Source organism: Pseudomonas sp. JQ36, from assembly GCF_053851495.1.
In genome coordinates, this window is record NZ_CM132642.1 from 1,586,467 (window position 1) to 1,599,807 (window position 13,341).

The 13,341-nt window shown below is 61.4% G+C and carries 11 protein-coding genes; 3 read left to right on the top strand and 8 right to left on the bottom strand.

Annotated features, from left to right (window positions below; genetic code table 11):
- Complete coding sequence (glgB, locus tag ACS4NR_RS07130; protein WP_456019523.1) at positions 1-2,232, top strand: 1,4-alpha-glucan branching protein GlgB; 2,232 nt, start codon at positions 1-3, stop codon at positions 2,230-2,232.
- A gap of 39 nt (positions 2,233-2,271) precedes the next feature.
- On the opposite strand, the gene ACS4NR_RS07135 is transcribed toward glgB, so the two are convergent.
- Together ACS4NR_RS07135 and ACS4NR_RS07140 are read right to left on the bottom strand one after the other, a co-directional pair.
- Entirely contained in the window at positions 2,272-3,342 is a 1,071-nt protein-coding gene (locus tag ACS4NR_RS07135) for an autotransporter domain-containing protein (RefSeq protein WP_456019524.1), read from the bottom strand.
- A gap of 268 nt (positions 3,343-3,610) precedes the next feature.
- A complete protein-coding gene (locus ACS4NR_RS07140) occupies positions 3,611-4,393 on the bottom strand; it encodes an endonuclease/exonuclease/phosphatase family protein (protein WP_007966768.1) in 783 nt (260 codons plus the stop codon).
- A 704-nt stretch (positions 4,394-5,097) separates the two neighbouring features.
- Between ACS4NR_RS07140 and ACS4NR_RS07145 the strand changes: the two genes are divergently transcribed.
- On the top strand, positions 5,098-5,472 hold the full coding sequence (locus ACS4NR_RS07145; RefSeq protein ID WP_456019525.1) for a DUF6124 family protein: 375 nt from the start codon (positions 5,098-5,100) through the stop codon (positions 5,470-5,472).
- A 140-nt stretch (positions 5,473-5,612) separates the two neighbouring features.
- Positions 5,613-5,972 (top strand): DUF6124 family protein, encoded by a 360-nt coding sequence (locus ACS4NR_RS07150; protein ID WP_456019526.1) that lies wholly within the window; start codon positions 5,613-5,615, stop codon positions 5,970-5,972.
- A gap of 203 nt (positions 5,973-6,175) precedes the next feature.
- Here the strand turns inward: ACS4NR_RS07150 and ACS4NR_RS07155 are convergent, their stop codons facing one another.
- From ACS4NR_RS07155 to ACS4NR_RS07180, 6 genes are all read right to left on the bottom strand, one after another.
- Positions 6,176-9,121: a hypothetical protein gene (locus tag ACS4NR_RS07155; RefSeq protein WP_456019527.1), complete on the bottom strand. Its 2,946-nt coding sequence runs from the start codon at positions 9,119-9,121 to the stop codon at positions 6,176-6,178.
- Positions 9,122-9,376: 255 nt separating this feature from the next.
- On the bottom strand, positions 9,377-10,135 hold the full coding sequence (locus ACS4NR_RS07160; protein WP_115984511.1) for a PIG-L deacetylase family protein: 759 nt from the start codon (positions 10,133-10,135) through the stop codon (positions 9,377-9,379).
- A 157-nt stretch (positions 10,136-10,292) separates the two neighbouring features.
- Positions 10,293-10,979, bottom strand: a complete 687-nt coding sequence (locus ACS4NR_RS07165) for a glycosyltransferase (protein WP_456019528.1) — start codon at positions 10,977-10,979, stop codon at positions 10,293-10,295.
- On the bottom strand, positions 10,976-11,575 hold the full coding sequence (locus ACS4NR_RS07170) for an SAM-dependent methyltransferase (protein ID WP_456019529.1): 600 nt from the start codon (positions 11,573-11,575) through the stop codon (positions 10,976-10,978). Before ACS4NR_RS07170 ends, ACS4NR_RS07165 begins: the two co-directional genes overlap by 4 nt.
- Positions 11,572-12,345, bottom strand: coding sequence for a PIG-L deacetylase family protein (locus ACS4NR_RS07175; RefSeq protein ID WP_095135593.1), 774 nt, complete (start codon positions 12,343-12,345; stop codon positions 11,572-11,574). The genes ACS4NR_RS07170 and ACS4NR_RS07175 overlap by 4 nt, the downstream gene beginning before the upstream one ends.
- Complete coding sequence (locus ACS4NR_RS07180) at positions 12,342-13,340, bottom strand: acyl-CoA dehydrogenase (protein WP_456019530.1); 999 nt, start codon at positions 13,338-13,340, stop codon at positions 12,342-12,344. Before ACS4NR_RS07180 ends, ACS4NR_RS07175 begins: the two co-directional genes overlap by 4 nt.
- Position 13,341: the final 1 nt, after the last annotated feature.

Here is a 13,341-nt window from a genome sequence, read left to right on the forward strand (position 1 = left end):
ATGAGTTTCTCGAACAAGGAACAGGGTCACGCTAAAAAAGCGTTATTGCCGGCGGCGCGGGACATCGACGCCCTGGTGCGCGCGGAACACCACGACCCGTTTTCCATTCTCGGCCCGCACGGTGATGGTGCCGGTGGGCAATTTATCCGCGCCTATCTGCCGGGTGCGTTGAAAGTCGAAGTGCTGGACAAGGAAAGCGGTGAAGAACGCGGCGAACTGCAAGCCACCGAAACGCCGGGATTGTTTGTCGGTCACTTCGATCAGGCGCGGCCGTATCTGCTGCGCACGCGTTGGGCCGGCGGCGAACAGGTCGCAGAAGATCCCTACAGCTTTGGCCAGTTGCTCGGCGAAATGGATTTGTATCTGTTCGCCGAAGGCAATCATCGCGACCTCAGCAGTTGCCTCGGCGCACAACTGACCACGGTCGATGGCGTCGACGGTGTGCGTTTTGCCGTGTGGGCGCCGAATGCTCGCCGAGTGTCGGTGGTCGGCGATTTCAACGTGTGGGACGGTCGCCGGCATCCGATGCGCCTGCGCCATCCGTCCGGGGTCTGGGAGTTGTTCATTCCGCGCCTGCAAGCAGGGGAGTTGTACAAATACGAAATCCTCGGCGCTCACGGCATCTTGCCGTTGAAGGCCGACCCGATGGCCTTGGCCACCAGCCTGCCGCCGGACACCGCCTCGAAAGTCGCCGCGCCGCTGCAGATCAACTGGCAGGATCAGGACTGGATGAACGGCCGTCGCGAACGGCAGAAGCATTCAGCGCCGCTGTCGATCTACGAATTACATGCCGGCTCGTGGCAGTGCGAACTGGACGATCTGGGCGAAGTCGCCCGCCAGTACACCTGGCCGGAGCTGGCCGAACGACTGATTCCTTACGTCAAGGAACTGGGTTTCACCCACATCGAACTGATGCCGATCATGGAGCACCCGTTTGGCGGCTCATGGGGTTATCAGTTGCTGTCGCAATTCGCCCCGAGCGCCCGTTACGGCACGCCGGAGCAGTTCGGTGAGTTCGTCGACGCCTGCCACCGCGCCGATATCGGCGTGATCCTCGACTGGGTGCCAGCGCATTTCCCTACCGATACCCATGGCCTGGCGCAGTTCGACGGCACCGCGCTGTACGAATATGGCAACCCGCTGGAAGGCTTCCATCAGGATTGGGACACGCTGATTTACAACCTGGGGCGCACCGAAGTTCACGGCTACATGCTGGCGTCGGCGTTGCACTGGTTGAAGCATTTCCACATCGACGGTCTGCGCGTTGATGCGGTGGCCTCGATGCTTTATCGCGACTATTCGCGCAAGGCCGGCGAATGGGTGCCGAACCGTCACGGCGGGCGCGAGAATCTGGAGGCAATCGATTTCCTCCGCCACTTGAATGACGTGGTCGAGCTGGAGGCCCCGGGGGCGCTGGTGATCGCCGAGGAGTCCACCGCATGGCCGGGCGTCAGCCAGAGCACCCAGCAGGGCGGTCTCGGTTTCGCCTACAAATGGAACATGGGCTGGATGCACGACTCGCTCCACTACATCCAGCAGGATCCGGTGTACCGTGCGCATCACCACAACGAATTGAGTTTCGGTCTGGTGTACGCCTGGTCCGAGCGCTTCATCCTGCCGATCTCCCACGACGAAGTGGTGCACGGCAAGCACTCGCTGATCGACAAGATGCCCGGCGACCGCTGGCAGAAATTCGCCAACCTGCGCGCCTATCTGAGCTTCATGTGGACCCATCCGGGCAAGAAGCTGTTGTTCATGGGCTGCGAATTCGGCCAGTGGCGCGAGTGGAATCACGATCAGCAACTGGACTGGTACCTGCTGCAATACTCGGAACACAAAGGCGTGCAGAAACTGGTCGGCGACCTCAACCGTTTGTACCGCGAGGAACCGGCGCTGCATGATCAGGACGATGCGCCGCAGGGCTTTCAGTGGCTGATTGGCGATGATGCGATCAACAGCGTGTACGCGTGGCTGCGCTGGAGCAAGGACGGTAAACCGGTGCTGGTGGTGGCCAACTTCACTCCGGTGCCGCGTCAGTCGTACCGGGTCGGCGTGCCGTTCGCCGGGCGCTGGAACGAGCTGCTCAACAGCGATGCCGACACCTACGCCGGGTCCAATTATGGCAATGGCGGCGGGGCGTTTACCGAAGAGGTGCCGAGCCATGGCCAGTCGCTGTCGCTGGAGCTGAATCTGCCGCCGCTGGCGGTGTTGATTCTCAAGCCGGAGGGTTGATCCGCGACCGCGTCGCTGCCATCGCCCCTCAAGCCGAAATCACCAACGCATCCGCACCCCCAGGCTGCCAATCAACCCGTTCAAGTCATTGTCATCCACATCACTGCTGTAATCGGCGCTGACATACAGGCTGACCGCCGGCGTCACCCGCGCCACTAATCCGAGCCCTAATTCGACCGTCGATGATTTGCGGCTGCTGCTGATCTTGTCGACCTGATCCAGGGTCACCGTGTTGCCGGTGTAGACCGTGTGCCAGAGGTTGGTGCGCACGTAGGGTTCCACGGGCAGACCGTTCACATCGTAGCTACCCTTGAGGCGGGCGCCGACGCGGCCGCTCCACGCCGACAGATCCGATGACGACGCATTGCCGGAGCCCGCGTACGGCGTGTCGAGGGTGATGCGCTGATTGATCAGTTGCGCCTGGGGTTCAACCACCCAGTTGCCGCCCAGGCCGATCGGATATCCACCTTCGACCGAGAAGGTCATCGCACTGCCTTCGGTAGCCTGGCGCGCGCCTTGTTCGTTACGACTGAAACCACTGACCCGGCCACCGCTGGCCGACAGGTCGACATGCCAGCCTTGCGCGCCAGTCAGGCGGTAATAAGCGCCGAGGCTCTGGCCTTGCAGGTTCAGAGTATCGGCGGCCGGGTCGGCGAGGGCGCGGCTGTTGATCGGGCCACCGCTGTTGGCCTGGATCTGGTTGTATCCGCCAATCAGGCCGAGGGTCTGAGTGTGGCCGCCGGCGCTTTGCACGGTGATTACTGGCGCGCCTTTGAAGTCGCCGTGGCCGGGGGTGGCAAAACCTGGTGACAGCACGTCGGTTTGCGCTCGCCGAGCGCTTTGCCCGTACAACTGATCCCAGGCCACCGGTGCCAGATCCTCGGTGATCAGGTCGGCGCCGCGCAGATCGGGACGGGGACTCAGGCGTTGGGGCCCGGGGGTAATAACGGTCGCCGGCAGGGTCAGGACGGGCACGTCCTGGCGATACCAGGGGGTGGTTTCATCCGCTGCAGGACCGGCCTGCGCCTCCATGGATGAGCACAGCAGAATCGAACTCGACACTGTGCAAAACGTCACTTTGATTTCTTGCGGGGTGAATGAGCTTTTCATGGAGGTCTACCTTGCAAGCGCATGCGGGCTCTCTTTTCTGGCGTCTCTCCTACCCCGAACGAGGGGCGACCGAATGGAGCGGGGCGAACCGCGGCGCTCGATTTCTCGAGTGCCGGAAGGGTCGCCCCGGTTAGTGATTCCGGGGGTAGTAAGGTAGAGATAAGAAGAGTGATGCCCATGCGTCAAGAAACTGAACGATGAGCGGTACAGCTAAATCAGGCGCTGCAAGTGTTTGTTTTTCTGCACATATCTAAGTCGTTGTCTGTGCTCATAAATGCACTTCGACCGCCAGCGGCAAATGGTCCGACAAGTGCGTCCACGGCTTGTTGCCGAGGATCTGCGGGTCGTGACTGCTGGCATTGCGCAGGTAAATACGGTCCAGGCGCAGCAGTGGAAAACGCGCGGGGTAGGTCTTGGCCGGGCGGCCGTGGTGGCGTTCGAAGGCTTCGTGCAGGTAATCGCGGCGGGCGAGGGCGACATTGCCTTGCAACTGCCAGTCATTGAAGTCGCCGGCAATGATCACCGGTGCATCGTCGGGCAATGATTCGAGCAACTGGCAAAGCAACTGCAACTGCAATTGGCGGTGGCTTTCCAGCAGACTCAGGTGAACACAGATTGCATGCACTTCGGCGTGGCCTGGCACGTCCAGCACGCAATGCAGCAGGCCGCGGCGCTCGGGGCCGGTGATCGACACGTCGAGGTTGCGGTATTCGCGGATCGGGTATTTCGACAGCAGGGCATTGCCATGATGACCATCGGGGTACACCGCGTTGCGCCCGTAGGCGAAATCGCTCCACATACTGTCGGCAAGAAATTCGTATTGCGAGGTTTGCGGCCATTCCTGGTAACGATTGGAATGGCGCTCGTGTTCGCCCACCACCTCCTGCAGAAACACCAGATCGGCCGAGGTGCTGCGCACCGCTTCGCGCAGTTCCGGCAGGATGAAGCGTCGGTTGAGGGCGGTAAAACCCTTGTGAGTGTTGACCGTCAGCACGCGCAGGCGATGGATGACGGGGGCGTCGACGGCGTGACGCTTGGGATCGCTGGACACGTTCACTCCTCTGAAAAAACGGCTTCCTGTTCATGCGACTGGTCTGTGAGCGGGCAGTTCCTTCCAGATGCCCCAGGCCGTAATACAAATCACCAGAGCCGCCAGGAAACCTGTGGGAGTGAGCCTGCTCGCGAAAGCGGCCTCCCGATCGACCAATCTCCGACTGAATGCACTCGGTCAAATGGTGGGAGCTGGCTTGCCAGCGATGACGGCTCACAAGCCGACCAACCTCCCACTGAATGCAAGCATTCCAACTGTGGGAGCGGCGGTGCGACGATTCGACTTGCTCGCGAAAGCGGCCTATCAGACAAAATCAAAACAACAGAGCAAACCCCGCAAATAAACATAACCCCGCAACCACGTTTAAAGTACACGAACCGTTACGCCATAACGGCTACAACGCCTTGCGCCGTTACCTACGCGTACGCCAGAATCCGCCGGCTTACACGACCATACCCTGCGCTATATCGTTTTCCTGCCACTGCCCATCGGTGGTCGGGTTTAGTAGCCCGTATGGTTTTAGTAAGTGCATGAGTCCCATTGAGCCAGGCGTATCTATTGCCTGCACTTCGATGGTGGTTGTGCGCAGGGCGCTCTCGAGCGCGCCGGTCTTGCTAATTCCTCCGGTCTACTAACCTGTGCACAGCCGCCACCCTTCTTTTAGTAGAGAACGGTCGCGGCTCTCAATCAGGAATTAGATATTTATGTTCAAAGCCACACCTAACCCCCCAGACGTCGACCCGATCCCATACGACCCGGCCCTCGACCCGCAGAAGATAAAAGCGGCAACCGACCGCGCCATCAACTTCTACCTCAACCCCGGCGCACTGAAGATCTCGATCCCTTCAACCTCGTCACGCCAATCGAACAGAATCTTCCTCATCGACCCCACCGTGGACGAAGAAACCTTGCTCGTCGAAGCCTGCGAATCCCTGGCCGCCGCCAGCGACATGGCCCGCGACATCGGCGACACCGTCGACAACCCACAGCGCCGGGCCATGCTGATGCTGCATCAGGTGATCATGCTCAGTGAACTGATGGTCAACCGGGTACTGGACGGCCGCCGCGTGCCGAACTAACTGCCCGGTCCCCCTGTAGGAGCTGCCGCAGGCTGCGATCTTTGATCTTGATCTTTAAAAGCAACATCAAAAGATCGCAGCCTTCGGCAGCTCCTACAGGAAGTCATTCTTCCAAAGTGCCTCGATCGGAGTTCCATCTGATGCCCGAAACCCCACCCAATCCGCCAGTCACAGACCCGCTATCACCCTACGAATCCCTCAACTCAAGAAAACTCCACGAAGCCGCCGAACGCGCCCTCGACCACTACCTCGCGCCCGCGCAAATCATGGCAACGCCATACACCCCCAGCAGCATGTTCCTGGTCAATCCACAAACCGACACCGAATCCCTGCTGGCCAACGCCTGCGAATCCCTGGCCTCGGCCACAGTGATGCTCGGCGATTTCGCCGGGACGCTGGAGGGGCCGAGTCGTAATACGGTGTTGGGCATTGCGCAGGTGGTGATGCTGGGGGAGTTGGCGGTGAATCAGGCGCTGGATAATGTTGTGCCCAAGGAATAGGCGCTGACAGTTCTGGCCTCTTCGCGAGCAAGCCCGCTCCCACAGTGGATCTGCGTTGGTCACTGCTTAAGTGCCCGGCAAAGATCCCTTGTAGGTGTGAGTTTGCTCGCGATTGTCATTAAATAAATCCTTCTCTGAGCCCCGTTATCCAGGCGCCTACCCATCATGGAGAGGTGCTTGGTGTGGCTTGCGGTTTTTTCGTTTCAAACAAATCGCAGTTCGAAAGTACCGTACACCTCAGTAGGTGTGGTGTCGGAGGAGACAACGAAAGTATAAATATTTCGGGAGTTAATCCTGACGGTAACATGATCGGTCGGACCGACAGTCACTGGTTTCCCTGCGGTGACTGGTATCCACATCCAAGTGAAACTGTCCCACAGCCCGCCAGCCCCCCGCCTTAAATTAAAATTTACTCTTCGTATCGATTTAGAGAAGGTTGTGACGATAGAAATCGTTTTGTCACGATAAGCCTCAAAGCTCAAGGTTGCGCCGGATGTGTGCTGTTGCCGGTCCGTCCCGTCGAGCCGCTGTGTGTATAGCGCATGGGAAAGAATCACGCTTGTGGATTTGATCGTATAAGTACGCACTGGAAACTCCACCGCCTCACTCTCCACCGTGCTCTGACCAAGCGCCGCTTTAAACGCCAATTCCAGGCTGCTGTCATCCTGCAGAGCGTTGAGTTCATCGGCTGGAAGCGGAGCAGTGAAGAACTGGTCAGCGATCCAGTCGGGGTTGGTGCCGGCCGTCGGCGCGCTCCATATCTCGCGCAGGTAGGCGCTGCCGTCGGCATTGGTCCCGTGCAGACGCAACCAGACGTATTGGTTGAGGGCGATCAGCGGCCAGTCACCCATGCGTACGGACGCTTGGGTCAGGTTGCCGGTATGCAGTTCCGGGCCGACGCCGTCGTTGTCGGCCTGCTCGATGGTGGGGCTGGCCAGCGCGCTCTGCGGCATTGCTTGCACCGTCAGGTCAAATACCCGGGACGGTGTTGGATGACCATCAATGATGACGACGTAGGAGATTTTTACCTGCTTACCCAGATTGAACGCCACCACGCTGTTGGGGATCGCAAACTCAAGCCCTTCGCTTACCGCGCGCGGCACTGAGGTGTGCGACCCGCCGGCCGGCGTGCCGTCAGCGCCAGTCCAGGTGACGCTGATTGCATGGTTTGGCAGCAACGCGGTGTTGTCCGGCACCACGATGGTCAAGGTGTCCCTGACCAGCAGCGGGTTGAGTGCGCTGTCGCCGTTGTTTTCCTTGATCGAAGGGGCGAGCAGTTCCAGCGCGACGCCCACGGTGAACACCAATGGGTTCGAAAGGCTGGTCTCATTTGTGGCATGGCGCCAGAGCTGGTAGCGGACGGTGATCTTGCTGCCGCGGTTGGGTTCGATGTGTTGGGCGACGAAGGCGGCGTCCAGGTTGATGACCCAGTCTTGCTGGGCGGTTACGGCATTGAATGTGCGGGACCCGGGCTCCTCGCCGGAGATGTCGCCCACCCACTTCCAGGTGGCCTCGTCGTTGGCTACCCATGGCTTCACCACAGGCCTGGGGATGGTCAGTTTACTGGTACCGCCGGGCAGTGTGGCCGGGTCGAGGAAGCCGTTCGCCACCCCGAGGACAATGGGGGCGTCCAGCTCGAATTTCGGTTCACCCACATTGAGCAATTTCGTGTGCAGCGACTCCCGTCTGAGGATCTCGTCGCCTTCGGCTATCAGCAGGTCGTACCACCCCTTCAGGGTTCCGCCGTCAAGGAGCTTGAGGTTGTAGTCATTGACGGTGATGACGAAACCTTCGGGATTCTCGACTTCATACTCCTCCGGAATGTGCCACTCCAACTCAGGCAGGAAGGTGCTGCCGTCCGGACTTTTACCCAACAGGAACAGCTCAATGCCCATGCCGTACTCGATGGCCGGATCGAACGGAATGCGGACGTTGATGGGGGTCTTCGTGGGATCGATGAAGTCACCCTCGGCTTCTTCGATGATCGGTGCGGCCAGGCGGTGGGCTGCGCCGGTGACTTGTACAAACTGCCCTTTTGAGCGTAACGGGTCACTGCTGCCGCTGCGTTCCAGCCGATAGAAGAAACTGACCTGGGTATTGACCAGTTTGCGCACGGCCGCAATGGACAGCTTGAACTCGTAGTTATGCGGAATATTGTCGACGGTCTGGGGCAGGGCGGTGACTTCGACTTTTTCGCCCTCCAGGGTGGTGCCGAGCATGGTCAAGTGAATGATGTCACCCATCTCGAAGTCTGGCTGGGTGGCCGTGACATGCACCGTAATGTCGTTATCGCCCTGTTTATCGGCGTCGAGTTCATTATTGACAGCCTCCTGAACAATCGGTGCGGCCAGCAGGTCGATGCCGGTGGTGACGACGATGCGGGTTGCCTTGCACCAGTCTTCCGATTCATTGCCAACGATGTCGCGCACTTTGAAGGTGACCGCCAGACCGAAGAGGTCGGTGTTACCAGCCCGTTCAATGGTGGCTTTGGAGACCGTGATTAATATCGGGTTTGCCGCTGGATCGTTGATCTGCTCCAGGGTCACCGGTGTGGAATACTCAAAAAAGCCCCCCCAACTGAGATGAATGACGTCGCCCTCCGCAATGTCGGGGTAAGGCAAGCCGCTGCCGGCCGCGGACCTGATGACAATCGGCACTCCCGCTTCGGCAACGTCTTTGTCCACACCGCCGTTGACGATTTCCGGGGGAATGTACATGTACAGGTTGGAGTGACCAGGGCCCGGGTCGATGTCCTGGCCAGCGGGGAGTTCCAGTTTGACGAAGAGGTTGAGGGGCTTGTCCGGACGCTCTTCTTTTTGATTGGGCTGTTTGATTTCGTAGGTGAGTTCGTAAGGACCTGTCTGCAGATGACGAGGAGCCACCCACAAGAGGGTCGGTTGCTTGAGCTCGGCCGCGTCAATGATGGGACGCCCGTCGACCTCACGGTCATTGAGCAGCAGCTTGACGGTATCTCCAACGGCCTTGCTGGCCCAGGCGGGGATCACGACTTGCAGACCGTCATCGGGAAAGTTGAGCAGCGCCGCCGCCCGGTTGATCCCCCACTGGCCGGAAGGCAGGAGGCGCCCGGGGACTAACGGGTCCAGCAGTGAATGGGGAGCAGAGATTTTCTTCTTGGGCTGAACGAGCATGGACGGAACTCCGTGCGAACTGTCGGAAGACAAAGGGCGTGGAGTTATTCAGCGCTGAAGATGACGGCTGTGGCTACTGTCAGAAATTACAGGTGAGGAGGTATTTGCGATGAACGGTCGTGAGCCATAGCCACTTGCTCGCCGCATATCAATGTGGGAGCGGGCTCGCTCGCGAATACGCCGGCACATTCAACATCACAGGTGACTGAACCGACGCTTTCGCGAGCAAGCTCGCTCCCACAGGGGATGGGTGCTTCAGATGAAGACAATTTCGTAGGGCAGGCGCATGCGTTCCAGGATCACCGGCGGTAGCATCGGCGCGATGCCGATCGCCGGTTCGCCCTTGAGCTGGCTGGCATAGGCGTGGGTGGCGTGGCTTTTGCGCGCCACGGTCCAGGTGTCGAGGCGCAGTTTGCGTGCACGATCCCAGGGGATCAGGCTCTGTTCGCGCTCCGGCCAGTGCCAGGCCCAGACCGCCACGTCGTGATAGGTGGCTCCGGCTTGCGCCGCCGCTTTGGCACTCGCACGTCCGACCGCTTCGTGGTCGTCGTTGCCGTCGTTGCGCCAGGTGCTGAACACCACGTCGCCGGGGCGCAGATAACGCGCGATGAAACTGCTGATTTCGGTCTCGCGTTCGAGCAGCGCGTTGTCGGTAAATCCGCCGCGCACCCATTTCAGACTGTGCATCGGCAGGCCGAGCCGACGCAGGGCTTCGACGCTCTCTTGCGGACGGAACACGCTCAGGCGTTTTTCCGACCACTGTCGCGAGCCGGGATGGCTGGCGCTGCCGTCAGTGATCGACAGCAGTTGCAGCGGATGGCCGAGGCTGGAGAGCAATTGCAGGAGGCCGCCACAGGTCACCACTTCATCACCCGGATGCGGGGCGACGACGACGGCGCGAGCACCGCGGGGAACGAGGCTATGGGTGTTGATGACGGGAATGTTGTCCAGCTGCGGGGCACTGTTCCAGATCTGTACCGGCGGCGGGTTTTCGTTGAGGAATAACGGTTTCATGGGTGCTACGTCCTTGTCGAGTCAGGCCCTCAGCCGAATCTGCACCGTGCAAAAGCAGGTGCGCTCGACCCGTGAAGGCGAATGGATTGCTGTGCGACGCTCCCAACCCTGGATTGCCGCGCAGCAGAGTATTGCTCATGAAAACCGGTTCGTCGCGTTACAGATCAATCTGATCCGCTTTTTTTATGTCTAACTGTACCAATTTTCGCAGGTAGTCCCCGAAACCGCCCCGGGCACGGCTGTCCAGACGGGCGCTGGTGTGCACTTGCGGACGATGGCTCCAGGCGATGTCGGCACCGAGCAATTCCAGTTGCCGCACCAGTTGCACGTCCTCATCGCAGGTCAAGGGCGCGAATCCCCCGGCCCAGCGATAAGCATCGGCACTGACCCCAAGATTGGCGCCGTGGATATGGCGATGCCCGTCCCGCGCCTGATAGTGACTGTGATAACGGATTTGCGCGCTTTCGTCGAATGTCGGATCCCAATGTTCGACGGTCACCGTGCCGCACACCGCGTCCGCACCCAGCCCCAACTGCGCCACCAGCCAGTCATCGGCCACACGGCTGTCAGCGTCGGTGCAGGAGATCCAGCGCGCGCCACGCTCCAGCAACACCTGCGCGCCGGCGGCACGGGCCTGGCCGACGTTGCGGGCGTCGATGTGCAGGCTCAGTACCGGAAAGCCGCTGACGATCTGCGCCGAGCGATCGGTGCAGCTGTCGAGCACCACCAGCACTTCGACCGGTTCGCCGGCCAGCAGCCCGTGTTTGCTGGCGCGCACGGCGGCAGTCAGGCACTGTTCGAGCAGGTCTTGCTCGTTGTGCGCGGGAATCAGAATGCCGATCATCGCAGGCCCTCCAGTGCGGCCACCGAGCGTGGCTCGCGGCTCCAGACCTCAAGGATGAAGTCCGCTTCCTGATGCAAGGCCAGACGCGGCAGCGGTAATTGCTCGTGGATCAGGTCGTGCACCTGACGGGCATTGAGCGGGCAGCCGTCGATGGGCGGGCGCCAGTGGCAGGCCAGCAACTGGCCGTCCGCGGTCAGGGATTGACTGATGCGCCGGATCACTTCTGTCAGATCCTGGGCATCGAGGTAGTAGCCGATTTCGCTAAATACAATCAGGTCGAATTTTTCCTCCGGCCAGTCGCCGGGCAAGCGACTCTGACGCACTTCGGCGTGGTCAAACAGGCTCAATCGGGTACGCGCCAGGCTCACCGCGGCACTGGCGGTGTCGCAACACAGCAGGCGGTCGCAGCGCTCGGCGAGTTCCGCGCTGAGTTCGCCATTGGCGCAGCCGGGCTCGAAGATCGCCCGATAATGCGCACGGGGCAGGGCGGCGAGGGTGATCGCGCGTTTGCGCTGTTCGTACCAGCGCTCGCGGAAGGCCCAGGGATCATCATTGGCGCTGAACAATCCGTCGAAGTAACGATCATCGACGCTCATAGGAACACCACTTCGAACGGTTGCAGCAGACGATCCAGCACATACGGCGCCAGTACCGGTTGCAGGCCGGCTTGCGGGTCGCCCTCCAACTGACTGGCGAAGGCATGGATCGCGTGGCGTTTGCGCGCCACTTGCTCGGGTGACAACAGAATCTTGCGCGCGCGCTGCCATGGCACCGAGGCGTCTTCGGGTGAGGCCCAGTGCCAGGTCCATACCGGCAATTCGTGGCAGGTGGCGCCGACCCGCCGCGCGGCTTCGATACTCGCGCGGCCGGCGGCTTCGTGGTCGCAGTGGCCGTCCTCGCACCAGGTGCTGAACACCACGTCGCCGGGGCGCAGGTGGCGTTCGATGAAGGCGACCAGCGACGGCTCATCCGCAGCGACCTGGCTATCGCTGAAACCGCCGCGCAGCCATTTCATCCGGTGCAGCGGCACGCCGAGGCGGCGCAGGGCTTCGGCTGATTCCTGCGGCCGCACCACGCTCAGACGTTCGACCGGCCAGCGCTCGGAGCCGGGATGACTGGCGCTGCCATCGGTGACCGAGATCAACTGCAACTGGCGCCCGGCGGCGGCCAGCAACTGCAACATCCCGCCGCAGCCGAGCACTTCGTCGTCCGGGTGCGGGGCGACAATCACCGCCCGCGCGCCCGGTGGCACCAGACTGAGGACATCGACGCTGTCCAGCGCCGCGAGGTGCCGGGAATGTTGCCATTGCAGCAGCGAAGTGCCTTGGTGGCCGATGATCGGATCGGGTTTGTTCACGGCATTCATAGCGTCCAGGCCTCCTCGGGGTGTTCAGCCAGCGCTTGGCCAAGGGCCGCCAGATCACGCTCGGCATGGCTCTGGCGCAAAAACACCGGCAGATCGGCGCTCAACCAGGCGAAGTGTCGATCCTTGCAGAACGGAGCGGCACCCAGCGCCCGACCGGTCTCGCGCATCACTTGCTCAGCCGATTGCTCGACCACGGCGCGGGCACGCCGGGCCAACAGTTCGGCATCGGCTTCGGGATGCGCATCAATGTGCAACGCACTGAAACGCAGCACATTGGCCGCTGCGTACAGCGCCGCATCGACCGCACCGAGGTGGGCGAGGGCATGCGGCTCCTGGCGTTGCGCGCAGTGTTGACGCAACGCCTCGGCGATCTGCCGCGCCGCGCCGTACCAGCACGCGGCAATGCCGATCCCGCCTTGCCAGAAACCCGGACGATTCAGGTAATCCCCGGGTTCGCCAATCGCCTGAGCCTCGGCGCCGTCGAACAGCACTTCGACGCTGCCGGTGGCGCCCATGCCGACCGCTTGCCAGCCCTGATCGGTAATGTTCACACCCGGTTGATCAAGCGCCACCGCGACCAGTTGCTGACGATCCTCGGCGTCCCACGCGGTGAGCAGCGCATGGCTGAGCACCGCCGCCCCGGAGCACCAGGCCTTGCGCCCGTCGAGGCGCACCATGTGCCCGGCCGGGCGCACCTGCACCCGCGCCTGCGGTGGTTCCGCCGCCCACATGCCCCAGGTGCTGCCCGGCGTGGGCGAACCACCGAGCTGTTCGATGATCGCCAATGCGTCGGTGTGGCCTTCGTAGAGTTTGCACAAGCCCAGATCATGTCCGCCGACTTCAGCCAGACGCTGAAAACGCTCCAGCGTGCGGCCGCTGCCCGGTAACGGCAACTGATCCAGACCGGCCTCGACCAGCGCCCGCAGGCAATGGCCGAGTGCGGCGGTATCGTGATAGTCCGGCGGGCGGCGCGCCAGATAACTGTGCAGGTCCATA